Origin of the sequence: Lysinibacillus sp. NPDC097195 (assembly GCF_044762075.1) — a bacterium.
Lineage (GTDB): Bacteria > Bacillota > Bacilli > Bacillales_A > Planococcaceae > Lysinibacillus.
Genome location: NZ_JBIWDP010000001.1, coordinates 1221788 through 1240661, shown reverse-complemented (window position 1 = coordinate 1240661; position 18874 = coordinate 1221788). Strand labels below are relative to the sequence as shown.

20 protein-coding genes and 2 pseudogenes are annotated in these 18874 nt (G+C 35.8%); 18 read left to right on the top strand and 4 right to left on the bottom strand.

Annotated features, from left to right (window positions below; genetic code table 11):
* The first annotated feature begins 284 nt into the window (after positions 1-284).
* From ACIQXI_RS06360 to ACIQXI_RS06350, 3 genes are all read left to right on the top strand, one after another.
* Positions 285-725, top strand: coding sequence for a GNAT family N-acetyltransferase (locus ACIQXI_RS06360; RefSeq protein WP_402922686.1), 441 nt, complete (start codon positions 285-287; stop codon positions 723-725).
* A 314-nt stretch (positions 726-1039) separates the two neighbouring features.
* Positions 1040-1465 carry an acyl-CoA thioesterase gene (locus ACIQXI_RS06355; protein WP_402922684.1) on the top strand — a complete coding sequence of 142 codons (426 nt, stop codon included), beginning with the start codon at positions 1040-1042 and terminating at the stop codon, positions 1463-1465.
* A 191-nt stretch (positions 1466-1656) separates the two neighbouring features.
* On the top strand, positions 1657-2124 hold the full coding sequence (locus ACIQXI_RS06350) for a GNAT family N-acetyltransferase (protein WP_402922682.1): 468 nt from the start codon (positions 1657-1659) through the stop codon (positions 2122-2124).
* 71 nt (positions 2125-2195) lie between these two features.
* Here the strand turns inward: ACIQXI_RS06350 and ACIQXI_RS06345 are convergent, their stop codons facing one another.
* Complete coding sequence (locus tag ACIQXI_RS06345; RefSeq protein ID WP_402922680.1) at positions 2196-3812, bottom strand: hypothetical protein; 1617 nt, start codon at positions 3810-3812, stop codon at positions 2196-2198.
* 2 nt (positions 3813-3814) lie between these two features.
* Positions 3815-4597: an ABC transporter ATP-binding protein gene (locus ACIQXI_RS06340; protein ID WP_402922678.1), complete on the bottom strand. Its 783-nt coding sequence runs from the start codon at positions 4595-4597 to the stop codon at positions 3815-3817.
* A gap of 147 nt (positions 4598-4744) precedes the next feature.
* Between ACIQXI_RS06340 and ACIQXI_RS06335 the strand changes: the two genes are divergently transcribed.
* The 13 genes and pseudogenes from ACIQXI_RS06335 to ACIQXI_RS06275 all read left to right on the top strand — a co-directional run bounded on the left by ACIQXI_RS06335 (position 4745) and on the right by ACIQXI_RS06275 (position 14755).
* Complete coding sequence (locus ACIQXI_RS06335; RefSeq protein WP_402922676.1) at positions 4745-5461, top strand: nucleotidyltransferase domain-containing protein; 717 nt, start codon at positions 4745-4747, stop codon at positions 5459-5461.
* Between the two features lie 81 nt (positions 5462-5542).
* Positions 5543-5611, top strand: a pseudogene (locus ACIQXI_RS06330) (polymorphic toxin type 50 domain-containing protein); the annotation flags it as partial.
* Positions 5612-5631: 20 nt separating this feature from the next.
* Positions 5632-5871 (top strand): hypothetical protein, encoded by a 240-nt coding sequence (locus tag ACIQXI_RS06325; protein ID WP_402922674.1) that lies wholly within the window; start codon positions 5632-5634, stop codon positions 5869-5871.
* 240 nt (positions 5872-6111) lie between these two features.
* Positions 6112-7431: an SPFH domain-containing protein gene (locus ACIQXI_RS06320; protein WP_402922672.1), complete on the top strand. Its 1320-nt coding sequence runs from the start codon at positions 6112-6114 to the stop codon at positions 7429-7431.
* Between the two features lie 14 nt (positions 7432-7445).
* On the top strand, positions 7446-8549 hold the full coding sequence (locus ACIQXI_RS06315) for a TFIIB-type zinc ribbon-containing protein (protein ID WP_402925683.1): 1104 nt from the start codon (positions 7446-7448) through the stop codon (positions 8547-8549).
* A gap of 209 nt (positions 8550-8758) precedes the next feature.
* Positions 8759-9655 (top strand): DegV family protein, encoded by an 897-nt coding sequence (locus ACIQXI_RS06310; protein ID WP_402922670.1) that lies wholly within the window; start codon positions 8759-8761, stop codon positions 9653-9655.
* A gap of 157 nt (positions 9656-9812) precedes the next feature.
* Entirely contained in the window at positions 9813-11018 is a 1206-nt protein-coding gene (locus ACIQXI_RS06305) for an EAL-associated domain-containing protein (protein WP_402922668.1), read from the top strand.
* Between the two features lie 285 nt (positions 11019-11303).
* Positions 11304-12056, top strand: coding sequence for an SDR family NAD(P)-dependent oxidoreductase (locus tag ACIQXI_RS06300; protein ID WP_402922666.1), 753 nt, complete (start codon positions 11304-11306; stop codon positions 12054-12056).
* Positions 12057-12214: 158 nt separating this feature from the next.
* The gene (locus ACIQXI_RS06295; RefSeq protein ID WP_402922664.1) at positions 12215-12409 is read left to right on the top strand and encodes a hypothetical protein; all 195 of its coding nucleotides are present in this window, start codon (positions 12215-12217) and stop codon (positions 12407-12409) included.
* 129 nt (positions 12410-12538) lie between these two features.
* Positions 12539-12984, top strand: a pseudogene (locus ACIQXI_RS06290) (hypothetical protein).
* A 17-nt stretch (positions 12985-13001) separates the two neighbouring features.
* Positions 13002-13442: an NUDIX hydrolase gene (locus ACIQXI_RS06285; RefSeq protein ID WP_402922662.1), complete on the top strand. Its 441-nt coding sequence runs from the start codon at positions 13002-13004 to the stop codon at positions 13440-13442.
* Positions 13443-13456: 14 nt separating this feature from the next.
* Positions 13457-13882, top strand: a complete 426-nt coding sequence (locus ACIQXI_RS06280) for an NUDIX hydrolase (protein WP_402922660.1) — start codon at positions 13457-13459, stop codon at positions 13880-13882.
* Positions 13883-13903: 21 nt separating this feature from the next.
* Complete coding sequence (locus ACIQXI_RS06275; protein ID WP_402922658.1) at positions 13904-14755, top strand: leucine-rich repeat domain-containing protein; 852 nt, start codon at positions 13904-13906, stop codon at positions 14753-14755.
* Positions 14756-14837: 82 nt separating this feature from the next.
* On the opposite strand, the gene ACIQXI_RS06270 is transcribed toward ACIQXI_RS06275, so the two are convergent.
* Together ACIQXI_RS06270 and csaA are read right to left on the bottom strand one after the other, a co-directional pair.
* Positions 14838-15791: a TRM11 family SAM-dependent methyltransferase gene (locus ACIQXI_RS06270; RefSeq protein ID WP_402922656.1), complete on the bottom strand. Its 954-nt coding sequence runs from the start codon at positions 15789-15791 to the stop codon at positions 14838-14840.
* A 400-nt stretch (positions 15792-16191) separates the two neighbouring features.
* Positions 16192-16524, bottom strand: a complete 333-nt coding sequence (csaA, locus tag ACIQXI_RS06265; RefSeq protein ID WP_402922654.1) for a chaperone CsaA — start codon at positions 16522-16524, stop codon at positions 16192-16194.
* A 227-nt stretch (positions 16525-16751) separates the two neighbouring features.
* Here csaA and ACIQXI_RS06260 point away from each other — a divergent pair, with 227 nt between their 5' ends.
* Both ACIQXI_RS06260 and ACIQXI_RS06255 read left to right on the top strand, forming a co-directional pair.
* Complete coding sequence (locus tag ACIQXI_RS06260) at positions 16752-17174, top strand: MarR family winged helix-turn-helix transcriptional regulator (protein ID WP_402922653.1); 423 nt, start codon at positions 16752-16754, stop codon at positions 17172-17174.
* Positions 17175-17245: 71 nt separating this feature from the next.
* Complete coding sequence (locus ACIQXI_RS06255; protein WP_402922651.1) at positions 17246-18595, top strand: MATE family efflux transporter; 1350 nt, start codon at positions 17246-17248, stop codon at positions 18593-18595.
* The last annotated feature ends 279 nt before the right edge of the window (positions 18596-18874 follow it).

Below are 18874 nucleotides of genomic sequence, written 5' to 3'. Positions count from 1 at the left end.
GTTACGAGTGGGTAGTAATAACTGCAAATGCGAATTTCTAAAATAAAGCATCGTAAAATCGATTTACGGTGCATTTTTGATTGATATAAATTTCGTATTTTGTTGAACTATTTATGAATTTTATAAAAAACAATAGTGATTGTGGCTATGTGAGATTATTGTGATAATTACTAGGTAATTCTCTTGGTTCACCTTTTTACACTTTTAAGCGTTCAATAAATCATCTAATGCATTTTTGGAATAATATGTTAAAATGAAAAAATTTAAAGGGTGGTTCAAAAATAATGGATATTAGAAAACCTAACGATATTGAACTAAAAAAAGTATTATCGATTTCACCAAAAGCTGTTTTTGATGGTACTTTAGGTGAAGTAGAACCTACTGAAGAAAAGATCGATCAACTTGTGAAACCTCTATTGGAAAAGGGATGCTATTATTTAATAGCAACAGAAAACGATAAAATAATGGGCTGGATTCTTATAGGGGGTAGTAAAGACCAATTTACTGATAAGCAGTTTGGTTTTATTTATGAACTATTTGTTGTAGCAGAATATAGAGGAAACGGGATTTCTAAACATTTAATGTTAGCAAGTATTGACCATTTAAAACAAGAAGGATATACAGAAATCCGACTAAGTGCATTTGAAGGGAATCAAGCAATTAAACTTTATGAAAAATTTGGATTTAAAATTAGGACAGTGACTATGAATTTACAGTTATCCTAAATACTTGCAACAACCATTGAAATCACAAGTAAAAGAATTAATTATAGGGAAATTGATAAGTCACTCATCCTAATATTACATCCTAGCACCTGCCCAATGTTATATAAAATTATATTTTAAGTACCCCAGAAAGTACCCCAATTAAAAGGGTTAATATGTGTTTATATGGGTTCGAGTTTTTCGTTCGTAAAATCAATTTCTGAATTCAATATCAAAACTTTTCAACCTTCAATTTTCAACCTATCGAAATCTCCAGAGCCTAAACCCCGCCAAATCAGCATTTTTACGCTATAATGTAGGACGAGGTGAAGAAAATGTTTGTAAGTGAAAAACAGATTGAGATACGATATGCAGAGACGGACCAAATGGGCGTTGTCTACCATGCAAACTACATCATTTGGATGGAGATTGGGCGTACGCAGCTAGTGAGCGATGCAGGGTTCGAGTATGCAGCGTTAGAAAAAGAAGGGTATGTATCGCCTGTTATGGATTTATCTATTTCTTATAAGGCCGCTATGCACTATGGGCAAGTGGCAACTGTACGTACTTGGGTTAAAAAGCATGATCGTCTACGGACAACATATGGTTATGAAATTTTACATGAAGATGGCACGATTGCTGCTACAGCACAATCTGTACATATTCTAGCGCACAAAGAGACGTTACGTCCTGTTTCTTTAAGTAAAATTGATCCGGCTTGGGATGCGAAATATAAAGAAATTGCTCTTGAAACAAAATAATATAAGGCTATTATAGAAAGCGCGTTTCTGGGATGCTTGATGCAACGACCCTATAAACTAAGACAGTACCAAATCTGGTGCTGTCTTTTTGCTATGTCCTTCTTAATAAAATTGGATAATGTACTAAAATATTGAATTTAGTTGCTAATATTGGTAAGATAAGAACAAATGTTCTTGGTGAGGGGGATAACATGGAACTATACATTTTCAAAGACCGTTTTAAAGACCTAATTGAACAATATCAATTAACGGAGGAACAACTTGAATTTACAGGCACGCCGCAGCAATGTCTTGAACTTTCTAAAGAGGATAGTAATCGTCACTCAATTTTAGCAATCGATGAAGAGAAGCTTGTTGTTTTCTTTGTTTTACATCAACATGCAGGGATTAAACCTTATTCTGATAATGAACATGCGATGTTAATAAGAGCTTTTTCTACTGATTATCGATATCAAGGCAAGGGATATGCGAAAAAAGCTTTAATGTTATTACCTGATTTTATAAAAAGTAATTATAGTGGCGTAAATGAAATTGTCTTGGCTGTTAATGTAAAAAATCAGGCCGCACAAGGACTATACAAGAAGTGTGGCTATTGTGACAACGGTAGAAGAGTAATGGGGATAAAGGGGGAATTAATCGTTATGAGTTATGATTTGTAAAAATCCACCTTGTCTTTTGTGACTGCAGTGTCACGAAAAGCTAAGCGGATTTTTACGAATGATAACCTTTATTACTTAGCGCGTTTAAATATTAGGCTCCAAGCAATAAAATTAATAATGATCAGAATGATTAAGTAAATAACGGTACCATAAGCAAAGCGAGTTGCAAAGAAATAATGTAGACCCGCCATTATTCCTAATGGAATTAATAATAATAAGGTCTTCCAAGTATGGCCTTCACCTACTTCGTCAAAGGGCTTCGAGAAAGGCATCTTGTTGCCGAAACCAATATAACAAATGACCGTAAACAAGCAGCTTGCGATTAGAACGGTCAATAAATCTGGGATGATTCTTTGACCGTAAATAACGCTAAAGATAATGCTAAGGACGATATAGAGTGGAATGTATAACTTGAGTAAAAAGGCTTTTAAGCTGCCTTTTTGTAAGTATGTAAAGTCCTTAAGCGGAAAAATTTTATAAATCCAAGCAGCTTTATATTTGGCAGAATGACCTAACATAACGACGGCTGAAGGGATGATTAGCATACTAAAATATATATTTAAATAGCTGAGACTTGTAGAGTAATCAACATTTTCGTCTCGAATAGAATTAAAGATAAAAATAAATGGAATGATGAAGGAAAAGCCTAATGTCGGGTAGACTTTCAATTTAAACTCGCGTTCTTGCTTCATCATAAGGGAGGCAAATCGGTAAAAAGTGCGCTCCTCACTTGTTCGGCAAAGAAGGGTTAATAAATAATCCTTTAAGCGACTCCTCTTTTCCCGTTTAGATTTGCTTGTGTTTAATAATTTTTGTAAATTACGTTCAAAGGTTGGAATCAATTTTATATACAGCCCTATTGCAATAAGTGGAACGATAACAGAGAAAATAGTGCATATTATCGTGAATAACGAGGTGTTGCTATTAAGGATTAGCTCATACGGAGCAGCAAACCACATTGGTAAAATGAAAATACTCCACCATTTAAACGAGACGACAATTTCTAAATTGACAAACTCAAAGGAGCGAATCAACACTTGATATCCAACCATCAATACTAGTGATAGACCAATTTGCACATAATTGATGATGTCCTTTAGCTTTTCTCCATCAAAAAATCTCAAAATCCCAATATATAAAATGGATGTTAGAACGACAATAAAAATATTGATGAAGATCAATTCAAGTACAGTTAATAGAAAGAACACGATTCCTTGTGTAAACAAGCTGACTAAAAGCGGTATTGCCGTCAAAGCAACTGTTAAATACGTTAAGTAAATAAGGATATGCAAAATCTTAGCAGCATTTATCGTTTTAGCAGTTATAGGTTTTGTTGAAAGGATGCTACGATCACGTACATCCAAAAGAACAGAAGAAAAGTCAGAGATGAGCGTCGTCATAATAATAAAGATAATCATGCCATAAGCAATGCTCATCTGAAATAAATAATTTTGGCCAAAACCCATAAAGAAAATGAGTACAAGCCCATAGAGGGCATAAATCCATAAAGATTTGAAATAGCTATTTTTCTGATCTTTTTTGTTTTGGTTAAAGATGGTCGGTACTTTTCGTTCATCCATCGTTAATTTAATTTGAAGGATTTGTCTCATTATCGGGTAATCAATCCCTAATTTTCGGAAAATAAAGGTCAATTGATCGAGCAGTTGTAGGATTTTGAAATCTTTCATCTTTACACCTCCTGGACAACAGTTACGAATTGTTCGCCAATTTCCTTATGATTATGGAAGCCTGTTAGTTGATTAAAAATCCCCTCTAAAGTGCCAACCGTATTCGCTGCTTGTAATTCGGCAAATGTTCCATCAGCCGCAATTTTCCCATCGTTCAATAAAATGATTCGACTGCTGATTTTTTCGACAACATCCATGATATGGGAGGAATAAAATATCGTTTTTCCTTGTGCTGCTAATTGTGTCAAAATTTCTTTAAAGATCATTACACTATTGGCATCTAAGCCATTGATAGGTTCGTCTAAAAACAGCAAATCAGGGTTATGTAATAGGCTGGCGATAATTAAAAGCTTTTGCCGCATGCCTTTTGAATAAGAGGATATTCTTGCGTGATACGCTTCTCCTACCCCAAACAATTCCATTAAAGTTTTAGATTTATCTGCCGCAACATCTAAATGTAAACCATATAGCTGGCCGATAAATGTCAAATACTCATAACCAGTTAAATTATCGTAAACATCAGCTATTTCCGGTACATAACCAATTTTTCTTTTATAATCAATGCTATTTTGCTGAATATCCTCTCCAAATAGCTTAATTTCTCCACCGTATTCGGCTTCGAGACCTAAAATAATTTTGACTGTCGTACTTTTACCGGCACCATTTGGTCCGATGTATCCAATTATTTCTCCTCTTGAAACATGTAAATCAATTCCTCTTAATATTTCCTTGCTACCATAACTTTTTGTTAAATTGGAAATCGTTAAAATTTCTTGTTGCTCCATGTGAAGTGGCTCCTTTCCATTTAAAATTAATCAAAGCTAGCTAAATCGTTTCTTTACTTATTATACATGATTTAAATGTTTTGTTATTAATTACAAAACTTGATTAGTCAATAAAATGTAATATTATAGTGACTAAGGGGTGGTACGATGAAACAGATAAGAGAAGTGAATGCTACGGAGGCGGCCCAACTGTTTATTGCAAAATATTTTCCACATTGTGAGGGAGCGTTACTAGCTGGTAGTGTCGTTCGAGGAGAAGCTACAGCAACGTCTGATTTAGATATTGTCGTTTTCGAAAAGAATCAGATGACATCATATCGGGAATCTTTGCACGAATTTGGTTGGCCAATAGAGGTATTTGTACATAATTTGACATCGTATAAACAGTATTTTGAGCAAGATTGTCAAAGAGCAAGGCCTTCCATGCCAAGAATGGTTTCGGAAGGAATTGTTTTAAAAGAAAGCGTTATAATTGATGCCATTAAAGAAGAAGCGACACAACTTTTAGAAAAGGGTCCAGAGGAATGGTCCGAACAAACAATTAAAATAAAACGATATTTTATCTCGGATGTATTGGATGATTTAATTGGTTGTTCAAAGAGAGCGGAAGAAATATTTATTGCCAATGCCCTTGCTGAATTAGTAAGTGAATTTGTGTTAAGAACAAACTGTCAATGGATTGGTCATTCCAAATGGCTTGTTCGTTCTTTAATGCAGTATGACGAAACATTCGCACATCAATTTACTAAGGCTTTTGATATTTTTTATAAAACAGGGGATAAAGAACACATTGTAAAATTAGCGAACAAAGTCCTTGAGCCATACGGTGGGAAATATTTTGAAGGTTTTTCTTTAGGAAAATAAAAAAGCATCTATTTCTAGGCATTTCAAGATGAAAACAGATGTAAGCGTAGGTCTTAGTGATAAGGTTTAACAGTTGTATCTGTAACTACACAAAATGGGATAATACATTATAGTAAAACAGGTGATCATATTGTTCCATACGCACCTTAACAGTAAGGGAGCTAGATAGAATGATTATTGACAATGTCGTTTTAAAATTACTTGAAAATAGTACCTCAAAGCCTAAAATAGAAATAACTTGGGATAATAATCAGAGCAGTTTATGTGAAATTGATACATATTATGACACGGACAACGGATTAGAACTGGATGATGAAGGCTACGAAGAATATCATGAGGCAATGGTAAAAGAAGTGATTAATTATATTGAAATAGGCTGGGTGATAAAAACCCAATACTCGTATAATTAGCGGATACCGGAAAAGTTATATTTAATAATAAGTATGATTAATTTACAGAAATGACCAAATTCTCAATTAATAGAATTTGGTCACTTTTTATTGCGATAAATTAGGATGAATATTTAAATAAAGAAAGCTCCAAAGCGAAATTTTTGTAACAAAATGTCTATTCCTGCGTAATACAATAGTGAATACATGTTTTTTAGTGCTAAAATAATATGTAAGTATATATTGAAGGTGGGAAATAAAATGGGTTTATTAAAGGCAGGTTTAGGTGCATTAGCAGGTGTATTGGAAGATCAATGGCGTGAGTATTTCTACTGCGAGTCCTTATCAGCGGATGTTCTTGTTGCTAAAGGTGTTAAACGCACTTCGAAACGTGGCTCCAATAAAGGACATGACAATATTATTAGTAATGGCTCCATCATTGCTATCAATGAGGGTCAATGTATGATGATTGTCGAGCAAGGTAAAGTAGTGGAGTTTTCTTCAGAGTCTGGAGAATATGTCTATGACACATCTACTGAGCCAACGGTAATGTATGGGGATGATCTGTCATCAAACATTACGGAAACATTTAAGCTAATCGGCAAGCGTTTTACGTTTGGAGGAGAGCCTGGTAAAGATCAGCGTGTGTATTTTTTCAATAAAAAAGAAATAGTCGGTAATAAGTATGGTACACCTGCACCGATTCCTTTCCGTGTCATTGACCGCAATATTGGCTTAGATATTGATATTGCCATTCGTTGTCATGGCGAATATTCTTATAAAATTGTAGACCCATTATTATTTTATACGAATGTCTGTGGCAATGTAGAGAGCGTATACACGCGTGATGCCATCGATAGTCAATTAAAAACAGAGCTAATGACAGCGTTACAACCAGCTTTTGCTCATATTTCGGCAAGTGGTGTGCGTTATAGTGAAATACCTGCCCATACTGTAGCATTAGCAGATGCCCTAAACAAAGTGCTTTCTGAAAAATGGTTGGCAACTCGCGGTTTAGCAGTGGTATCCTTTGGGATTAGTTCATTAAAAGCATCTGAAGAAGATGAAGCGATGATTAAACAGTTACAGCGCAATGCAGTTATGCGTGACCCTGGGATGGCGGCTGCACATTTAACTGGGGCTCAGGCTGAAGCGATGATTGCAGCTTCGCACAATGAAGGCGGCGCAATGGCGGGCTTCATGGGGATGAATATGGCAACACAAGCAGGTGGTGTCAATGCAAGCCAGCTATACCAAATGAGCGAGCAAAATAAACAGGCTCAAGCAACTACTCCATCCCAATCTAACTTATCGAATACTTGGACATGTTCTTGTGGACAAGAGAATACGAGTAAATTTTGTTCGAACTGTGGTACAGCGAAGCCCGCCGAAGAAGGCTGGACATGTGCATGTGGCGCCATCAATAAAGGAAAATTCTGTAGTGAATGTGGGGCTAAAAAGCCAACTGGTGCATTGCAATATGCTTGTGATAAATGTGGTTGGCAACCTGAGCACCCTGCAAATCCACCAAAATTCTGCCCAGAGTGTGGCGATATTTTCGATGACAAGGATCTAAAGTAAGGAGATGACTGATGATGACGACGCAAGAAGCAGATAACGTCAAAGAGGCAAAATTAGATTTTGATGCTGAATGTCCATCATGCAGTGCATCCATTGAATTTAATCCTGCAACAGGCAAACTAACTTGTCCGTACTGTGGCTTTGAAACAGAGATCGCTACACCGGAAATGGAGCACGAACAAGTAGCGCAGGAAATGGAATTTGCTAATGCAGAGGAACGTGGAAACTTTAACTGGGGTGTAGAGAAAAAAACGGTTATTTGTAAAGCTTGTGCGGCTGAAACGATTTACGATGCATTACAAGTGGCAGATAGCTGCCCATATTGCGGATCCAATCAAGTAATGGAAGCGAGTGCAGACAATACTCTTGCTCCAAATGGTGTATGTGCATTTGAAATAACAGACAAACAAGCCGGAGAAAATTTTCAAAAATGGATTAAAGGTAGATGGTTTACACCGAAAGCAGCCAAAATTAGTGCGAAGCCAGATTCTTTTAAAGGGGTGTATCTACCTTATTGGACGTTTGATACAAAAACAAGCTCTCGCTACTCGGCAAGCTATGGGAAGCATCGAACAGTGACCGATAAGGATGGTAATCAAAAGACTGTCACAGATTGGTATTCTACAAGTGGTTTTTACCAGGAGTTTATTGATGATCATTTAATTAGTGCAACTGCACGCTATGATCGTCAAATGATGCGCAAAATTGAGCCTTTTAATTTGCTCAATAATAAATCCTATAAGCCAGAATATGTAGCAGGCTTTCTATCGGAACGCTATAGTATAGGTTTACAGGATGGATGGAGCCAAGCAAAGCGAGAAATTCACGATCATCTAGAAGCAGAAATTACTTCAAAAATTCATAGGGAAACATTTGCCGATGTTGTATCCAATGTTCGTTTCTCTACAACACATGATGACATTACATACAAGTATTTAATGTTACCAATTTGGCTTTCTTCGTTCAGATATAAAGAAAAAATTTATCGCTTTATGGTCAATGGTCAAACCGGTCGTGTCGGAGGAAATGCACCAATTTCACCTTTACGTGTAACGATTGCGGTACTATTGTCACTAATGGTATTAGCAATTGTCTGGTATTTCTTTATGAATGAATAACGTCTTGCAGTATCCACAAAGTGTGCTTGTCCCATACACTTTGAGGATACTGTTTTTTTATTGTGAAAATTGTCGGAATAATGTCGAACGTTGTAAATAATTTATCTGATTATGATAAATGTCACTATTCATCACGGTTCTGTCTATGTATAGTTGCATAAGCTATAAAGAACATAATATTTTACAATAGATGAGGAGCACAGCAATTCATGAACAAGAAAATAGCATGGGTTACAGATACAGCAGCATTGTTAGATGAAAAATTCATACAGGACAATCAAATTTACGTCTTACCACTTAATATTGTATTTGAAGAAGAGGTATTACGAGAAACTGTTGATATGACACATGATGAATTTTATGACAAACTTCGTACGACGAAAACACATCCAAAAACTTCCCAACCAGTCATTGGTGAAGTGGTCACGTTATATAAATCATTAAAGCAACAAGGCTATGCCTGTGCTATTGCTATCCATACTTCACAACATTTGTCGGGCACTTATTTAAGCGCTTTCACAGCGGCTGAACAAGCTCAATTTGAGGTATATCCGATCGACTCAAAGATCGGGTCTTACCCAATGATGAAAATGATTGAACTTGGTCAGCAATTAGAACGAGAAGGTGTCGAACCTGCTCAAATCGTTGAAAAAATTAATGAATTAGCCGATCATAGTGAGTTATCCTTTATCCCGGCAAGCTTATCACAATTGCATAAAAGTGGTCGCGTTTCAGGTACACAAGCGTTTTTGAGCAACCTATTAAATATAAAAGTCGTTATTTCTTTTGATAATGGGAAAGTTGTGATGAAGGAAAAAGTCCGTGCTATAGCAAAAGCGAAAGCATATGTAGAAAACCTTTTAAACAACGATTTGGAGTCGCACATTATTCCAGAGGTCGCGGTTATTCACTGTAATAACGAAGTAGGTGCGATAAATTGGAAAACAACATTAGAAAGAACTTATCCACTTATGACGTTTCAAGTGTTGCCATTAAGTGCTTGCGTTGGTGTTCATGCAGGAGAAGGCACGCTTGGATTGAGCTGGGTCCGTCAACCTGAGCCAATCGCCCAAAAACAGCAGGAAAAAGAATTAGTGACCATTTAAATGGAGTGTCCATTTGCGCAAAAATTAAGGCAAGTGAAGTTGCGAAATTCCAATAAACAAACTATTATACAGTCAGAGAGTTTTTTCGTGAAATGAACTGTCATTGTAATGTTATTTTTGAATAATGGTAGGTTATTCAAGTATGGAGGTTTCGACAATGGACGCAATTGAAGTGTTAACAAATTTAGATCAAATACATGGGTATTTTCAACCGATATTTAGCGCTGATGCGCATACGGTGATTGCCTACGAAATTTCCGGACAGTTACAAATTGAAGGCCAACAAATTAACTTAAAAGATTTTGTAAATAATGAAGATATTCCAGAAGAATATCGTATTGATATGGAACATAAAATTTTACATGCCGCTTTATCCGAAATAGATGCTATAGCACCTGACATTGATATTTATATTCCAAGCAATCCCAATTTGTTAATGCAGGATTTCGGTGAAAGTCACTTTAATATTATTCAACAATATATTGGTGAAGATGATTTACAACGCATCGTATTAGTCGTTTCAGAGCATCGCTTTTTAGGTGATATTAATAAACTCCACCACGCACTACGATATTTTACAACGTTTGGTGTCAAAATTGCTGTACAGGAAGTAGGTGCTGAAAGTCATTTAGAGCATATTGCCTTATTATCACCCCAAATTTTAAAGGTCAATATCCGTGATTTAAATTATGATTCATGGTCTGCTCAGTCTGACATGATTTCAGCTATTGGCAGTTTGGCTTATAAAATTGGCGCTAACCTATTATTCGAGGGAATTGGTACTGTCTATCAGTTGCAGTTTGCATGGAAAAATGGAGGAAGGTTTTATCAAGGGCCTTATTTGGCAAATGCTGCAAAAACATTTGTGGAGAAAGATATATTAAAGGAACGTTTTAAAGAAGAGTGCCAACAATTTATTACTTCCGAGAAGAAAATGCTTGAGGCACAATATTTTGAGTTAAAAAAATTAAGAGAAGAGTTAGAAGCAATTGTTCATCGTATTAAGCCCTCTAGCGAAAATATTTCACAATTAGAGCACTTAGCAGAGTTATTAGATCATTACTCGTTTCGATTATACATTTGCAATGAGGATGGCTTCCAGTTAACCCCCAATGTGATGCGTTTAGAAGGCAAATGGGAATTACAGCCAAGTGCTATTAATAAAAATTGGAGCTGGCGACCATATTTCTTACAAACGATCATTAAAATGCGCAATGATCAAAATGGGGAAATCTCAGAACTGTATCGAGATATCGAGACAGGAGAAATTACGCGAACGTTCTCAATTGCTATCAATGAACACGAATATTTATTCGTCGACCTTTCTTATGATTTTCTCTATGAGCATAAAATATTTCGATAGAGTGAAGTGCTTATATAAAGAGTTGAGGGGTGCGAATTTAGTTTGTACCCTAGATTGTGGTCTGACTAAATATTTTATTCTGCTAGTTGCTACGCCTTTTAATGAGGTCCATTTTCAAAATATATAACCAGGTGCTCATTTGAGTACCTGGTTATATATTTTAAGTACATACCGGTAATGATTGAAGCTTCTCATAGAATGACTACGTAATCCCCATTGTTTTCTTGTGGTAAAATTTATCACATACAAAATGAATAACAGTAACCTAAAACTAGGAGGGGGAAAATGCAAAATTTACTGGGAAAAGTGATTTTAATTACAGGTGCAAGCTCAGGAATTGGAAGAGCTACCGCTGAATTACTCGCGTCAAAAGGTGCAAAAATCATTGTGAACTACCATTCGAATGAAAAAAGTGCTGTAGAAACAGTACAGTGTATTCAAAAACATGGTGGAGAGGCGATAAGTATTCAAGCTGATGTTACAAACAAAGAGCAAGTAAATGCCATGGTAAATCAGGGGCTGAAATTATTTGGCAAAATCGATGTATTAATTAATAATGCTGGTGGTGGTATCAGACAAAGTTCGTTTATGGAAGCAAGTGAAGAATTGTGGGAAGAAACATACCGACTAAATATTATTAGTGTTCTTTTGTGTACACAAGCCGTATTAAAATATATGATTCCACGAAAAGATGGCAAGATCATTAATATATCTTCAACAGCGGCACGTATCGGTGGGGCTGGAGAAAGCATTCATTACGCTTCTTCCAAGGGAGCTTTAAATACAATGACGATCGGCATGGCCAAAGAACTAATCGAGTATGGCATCATTGTAAACGGAGTAGCTCCTGGGATGGTTGAAACACCTTTCCATGAAAAGTTTGCACCTAATGATGATCGTCTTACTCGAATGTCAGCTGCTATACCTATCAAACGGGTAGCAAAACCAGTTGAAATAGCAGAAATTATAGCTTTTCTTTCGTCTGATGCTTCGAATTATATTTTAGGTGAAATCATTAATGTTAGTGGGGGGAGATAGTTTTATATAATACAATCAACAGCTTTATTTTTTTCAGGATCACAATTGCAGGAATTACTTATGGTATTGACACTAAGAGAAAAGTTCTATGGCACAAGTTAACTACACACTATCTAAAATGCATTATTTGCAAGTAAAGGATGTGGAAGTTTTTTCTTATGAAAAAAAGAAGAGATTTCGGTGTATTTATAACAGCGCATGGTTCATTTATAATTACCGCATATTTTGTTGTGTTTTTTACCATTTCAAAAATATTTTCTTTTTCTGCTTTAAATAATTGGATTGTCATTTTTATTGGTTTTATTATGACCTTAATCATGATGAAAATTAGAAAAGAGAAGCACAATCATTAGAGATATAAAATAGTAGAGCACATATTAGTGAGGACTAATTTGTGCTCTTTTTATTTTCGGTTCTATAAACAATATTTACCTATTATAAGGTATGATGATTTTAGTGAAAACCTACAAGGGGTGAATCGCATGGAATACCGTGGTGCAGCAGCTTATGATGATGCAACTTTTTTTAAGGAATATTTAACGAGAAGAAATCGTGTGGAAAGTCCTAACAATAGCATTGAAAAACCGCTAATATTAGAACTGATGAGTGAGGTAAAAGGGAAAAGGGTGTTAGATTTGGGATGTGGTGATGCTCTGTATGTAAAAGTACATTAACATCAACTGCTAGGACAAATTGGATTGTCGATGATTATTTTAAAGGCGGTAAAAGGGTAGAACCTTGGATTAATAAGAATGTAGTGAAGTACCACAGAACAGTTGAAGAGTATTTTCAACTGTTAAAGCTTGCAGGATTTACAATTACGGATATGCGAGAAGGAATGCCTAAGATTGAAAATTTCAGTAGTGAAAGTGAGTTTCAACGTAGAATGAGGATTCCACTTTTTTTAATGTTTTCATGTGAAAAATAATTAAGGAGATGACTATAATGGATGTTAAAACGTTCGGTAAAAAGGAAGAAGGTATAGATTACATATACAGAGCTGCTGTCTATTGTTTAATGTTCAATCAGCAAAATAAAATAGCGCTTATTCAAACAAGTGATGGCAAGTATTTTCTTCCTGGAGGGGGTCTGGAAAATAATGAAACCCATGAGCAATGCTTGAAAAGAGAAGCACTTGAAGAAATGGGAATGGCTATAACAGTCGGCCATTTTGAAGGTCGTGCAAGGAGATATTTTTATTCCACAAATGAATTTAAATATTATCTTGGCGATGGCTTTTTTTACTTATGCGACAAAGGGAAACAAGTTGCTGCTCCTCTAGAAGAAGGTCACTTTCTTAGATGGGTTGAGCCTACTCAAGCTCAAGAAAAATTATTTCATATACATCAAAGCTGGGCGATTAAAGAAGCTTTAAAAATCAAATAAGGGTGAGCTTAAAATTGTCGATAATAAAAGCTTATGGCTATATAACGCGTGAGCATGACGGTATAATACAGGTGTTAGTTTTTCGTCATTCCATTTTGGAAGCGGGCATACAGATTCCTAAAGGTACTGTAAAACCGCAAGAATGCACTAGTCATACTGTTATAAGGGAAATACAAGAAGAAACAGGATTGAAAGATTTCAAAGTCGAAAAGTTACTTGCAGAAGACTTTTGGGAAAATGATGATGGTATTATACATAATCGATTTTTTTACAAAATACAAGTTTGCGAAACACGAGATGAATGGGATTACGCTCCAATAGGTGGAGGGGATGAGGATGGGCTTTTGTTTCATTATTTTTGGATTTCTTCACAAGCTGAAGTAGAACTAAGTCGAGGGCATGGCGATTATTTACATTTAATTTTTAAAGAATATATATGAAACAAACAAGGAGAACAACGAATGAAATTAAACTTCCCCCGTATGAAATTAAACGCGTTACCAAAAATAGAAGGACCGTTAGAAGCAATCACACATTTAAGCGTATTCGATAATGCATTCACGACAATACCTACTGCAATTTACAACATGGAAAACTTAAAAACGTTAAATATATCGGTTAATAAAATTAGTCAAATGCCTGCTAGGATAGGGGAGTTAACAGAACTTGTTATGCTGGACGCAGGACATAATAATATCGAAGTCATACCACCTGAAATTGGCAATCTTCATAATATGGAGGATTATTTATATCTTCACAATAATAAGCTTCAATCCATCCCATCTGAAATCGCCCAACTCGTAAAAGTTAAATATTTAAATCTTAGCGATAATCAATTAAAAGAACTGCCAGAAGAACTTGGGCAATTAGGCAAACTAGTAGAATTACGTGTAATTAATAATCAATTGACCGCTTTGCCGACAACGATTGGTAGTTTACGCAACTTAAAAGAATTGCATTTAAAAAACAATCAACTTGCCGTACTTCCCGCAACTATAGGGGAGTTAGCATTACTCCGGGTGTTAGACTTGGAAGAAAATCAATTACAAGCAATCCCTACATCGATACAGAAATGTCTAAGACTAAGACGGTTAAATGTAAGGCATAATCAATTGACAACTTTACCAGAAGAGATTGGACAATTAAAAAATTTAATAGAGATTGATTTACGCAGTAATCTTCTTACGGAACTACCGAAATCTCTAATGGAAATAGAAGGTTTAGAACGTCTAGATCTTCGATGGAATCATGACTTGCAAATACCAACGTGGCTAGGGGAGTTAGAGGAAAGAGGTTGTATTGTTTATTTGTAAAGTATAGCTTTGCATATTCGAGCTGATGCATGTAATTCTTGAACGAAAAAAATCAGCTCGAATACTTTATCCAAAAAATAAGTTATTTACATAATAAAATTTGGCGTAAAAACCTTTGCTTTTTAGCCATGCAGCGGTCTAAAATAACCAATCCTGCATCAGCTATCAAGTCATCTATTGTTTCAATTGACACAATAACAACTTTATCCGCAATGCGGCGCGCATGTTTGATAATATCAAATTGATCTTCGCGTGTTGCATGTGTAAATAAGTTATAAGGTAAATCAATTATGGCTACATCATAGTGTTGGGTTACTTCTGAAATAGGGCCTAAAGTAATTTTGCCCTGTAATCCAAAATAAGCAATGTTTTCTCGAGAACCTTGGCATACAAAGTGATTCATATCTCGTCCCTCAATTTTAATGCCCATCGAAAGAGCCTCGATTATGACCGTCCCGATTCCACAACATGGATCAATTGCATGAATATTTTGGGGACGTGGAACAGCGATGTTTGCAACTGCACGTGCAACTCTTGTACTAAGCGCAGTTGAATAGCTATGTGGTTTGTGTAAATGTTTACGCCAAATGGATTCACTTTTGCTATGTATGCCAAAATACCAAGTGTCATCTAATAAGATCAAACCAAAAATCACTTCAGGATGATCTAAATCGGGTTCGCCCTCAATAAGTAAGCCTAATTCACGTTCAATCAATCGGCGCTCCGACTGTGGGATTTTCTTCGTATTACCAATCTCAAACGTATTTAAACAAACTACTTTAAAAGTTTTCGCATCCACTTTGAAATGCTCGATTATTTTCTTGAGGTTGTCGATACTATTTTCTTCAACTAGCACTTCTAGACGATCTTCTATAAAAGGGCTGCGACTAGGGTCGACTTCTACATTGCTTATTATAAAGTTTGATTTGGAATCGTGATTGAAAAATGCACGCATCTCCATTCTGCATAAATCGTATTCGTCTACATGATGTACATAGGTGTAAATATATTTCTTGTTCTGTTGTTCGTTACGCAATTGCTTTTCATCCTTTTCTATTCGTAATCGCTCACGATCTTTAAATTAATGATTTATTGTAAAGTTAATATCGAAAAATAGACAACCAAATATGAGGAAGGCTATATGCACTAATTTTTAAGTCTATCACACATTCATCAATAATTGAATTGTGTGGAATTTGTACTAAATAAAATGCACAATTTTTTTCCAATATTTATTTTTTCATAACGAAAAGAGCCACTTCGTGATTGAAGTGACTCTAAAACAGGAGAGTTTTTGTAAGGCTGTATGAGAAGCTTTACACTACTATTAATATGCTGAGGACGCTCTCAAAGATTAGCCATTTGTCTGTACAGTAGATTAAAAGTTAAAATTTTTATTAAAATGGCATAGGTAAAGTTTAATTGAAATGATAACTTTAACTAATTTTAGTGCCATTTGCAACTGGTTGATCGGGTGTTAATAAAATAACATCGCCTTCTATCGGAACACCGCCAATCACCAGAACCTCTGATTTAAAACCTGCTACTCGACGGGGTGGGAAATTAACAATTGCTACTACTTGTTTGCCTATGATGTCTTGTGGCATATAGCGCTTTGTAATTTGAGCGGAAGATTGCTTAATTCCTAACGGATCACCAAAATCAATCTGCATTTTAATTGCAGGAACTCGTGCCTTCGGTAGTTCTTCGGCCTGAATAACAGTACCGATTCGAATATCAAGTGCTGTAAAGTCTTCAATAGTCGCCATAATGCACACCTCTTCTCTCTTTTTGTAAATTTTAGCATATAGTAATTAGTTATCCAATCATAGAAGTGCCAGGCACTCGAACTATTACGAAAATTCGCAATTGTTTTAGTGCCAGGCACCTTATTTCGTTAGGTTTCTAACTAAAATTATTGACTTCCGAAAGTCGGTGTTTTATTATTAGTTAGAAATCTAACTAATAGCAAAATCTAATTGAAAAAGGTGATACGATGAAAGAGGTCAATTATCAGTTTCAAATTCGTATGATTGGTCATCAAATGAAACAGCGGGGTGATAAAAAGCTTGAGTCGTATGATATTACGATTGAACAAGGCCACGCGCTAGACTACTTAGTTGCTCATATGGAAGAGGGCATTACGCAAAAACATATGGAGAAGGTCTTTCAACGAAGAGGGTCATCTATCTCAAGTATCGTCACGAATCTTGAGAAAAAAGGTTTGGTTGAACGGAAAGTAGATTTAACCGATGAACGTCGTAAAATAATTCGGCCGCTTCCTAAGGGCGTGGCCATCGTCAAAGACTTTCAATTGTTTTTTGAGGAGCTAGATGACGAAATGACACAGGGCTTCTCAAAAGAAGAAAAAGAACAACTGGTAGAATTGTTAAATCGTATTATAAAAAATTTAGGATAAGAAGGCTGATGAAGTCAGTTCTTCTGCTTATTTAGTTAGATATCTAACGAATTACCGAAGGAGAATTTTCTATGGAAAACACTTATTATTTTGAGAAAGCACCTATCGCAAAGGCGGTTGCTCACTTCTCATTACCGATGATGCTTGGCATGTCAGTCAGTGTCATTTATACAATATTAAATGCCTATTTTATTGGCTTATTACATGATTCTGTAATGATGACAGCCATCACACTAACTATACCCGTCCTTGCTGTATTAATGGCGCTTGGAAACCTCATCGGTGTAGGGGGCGGTACTTTTATTTCCCGTCTACTTGGAGAAAAAAAGAATATACAAATAAAAGAAGTTTCATCATTTTCGTTTTATGCCTCTATTGCATTGGGCATTATTGCAATGCTAGTCGGACTTATCGCAACGGATAGTATTACTTCTGGGCTCGGCGCTAGTGCAGCAGCTTTTGATTATACAAAGCAATATATTTTAGTGATGTTAATTGGTGCACCTATTATTATTTTAAACTTCTCATTAGAGCAACTAGTGCGTGCAGAAGGGTCTGCCATAGTTTCAATGGTGGGCATGTTTATCAGTGTAGGTATTAATTTAATATTAGATCCTATTTTTATTTTCGCTTGCCACTGGGGTGTTCCAGGCGTAGCCATTGCGACACTTATTGGAAATATCGGAGCTGTAAGTTATTATAGCTGGCATATTATCCGGAAGAGTGAGTATTTAACATTTTCAATAAAATATTTTAAAATCGAAAAATCAGTCGTTTACGAAGTATTAAAAATCGGCATTCCGATTGCGCTAATGAGTGCTCTAATGGGTATAACAGCGTTAGTCTTTAATAATTTTGCAGCGAGTTATGGTGATGCGGCGGTCGCTTCATATGGTATTTCACAACGTATTCTACAATTTCCTGAACTAATTATCATGGGGCTTTGTGAAGGGGTAGTACCTTTAATTGCTTATAACTTTACTGCAAATAAACAACGCATGAAATCAACAATAACATTTACAAGTATTACGGTAGCGATTATCGCAGCTATCTTTGCGATTCTTGTATTTTTACTAGGGAGTCATTTTGTCGGTATCTTTACAACGGATCCGCAGTTAATTGAATTAGGGAGTTATGTAATAAAAGTAATTTTCCTATCACTTTTCGTCACTGGTTTTACCTTCCTTATCATCGGAATTTTCCAAGCGACTGGTCAAGGAAAAGCAGCAATGATTATGTCCCTGACACAAGGTCTCATCATGATACCAATATTATTTTTTATGAGTAGTATCGCTGGATTCCATGGTATCATTTGGTCAATCTTTATAGGTGATTTCCTAACATTCTTAATAGGCATAAGCGTTCTATATATTCTGCGTAATAAATTAACCGTAAATATCGAAGAACTGCAACTGGATTAATGAAAGAAAACGAAAGAGGGTTTGGCTCAAGTAAAAGCATTGAACAATTAATAAAGTTCCATTCCTTTCATTCAATGAACGCTTAAATAGGAATGCATCCTAACGTTAACGTCTCTCTCTAAATGTGGATAAGCGACGAGCATACTGTGCTATCGTACAACCCAACCAAATGAGGCAAATTTAAGCTCATGTATGTTATCAAGAGAAGCTCCAAAATCTGCGCAAACCCACTTGGTCGTTGCATATCGTATTTACAAGCTTGGAGAAGTATCTAGTAGC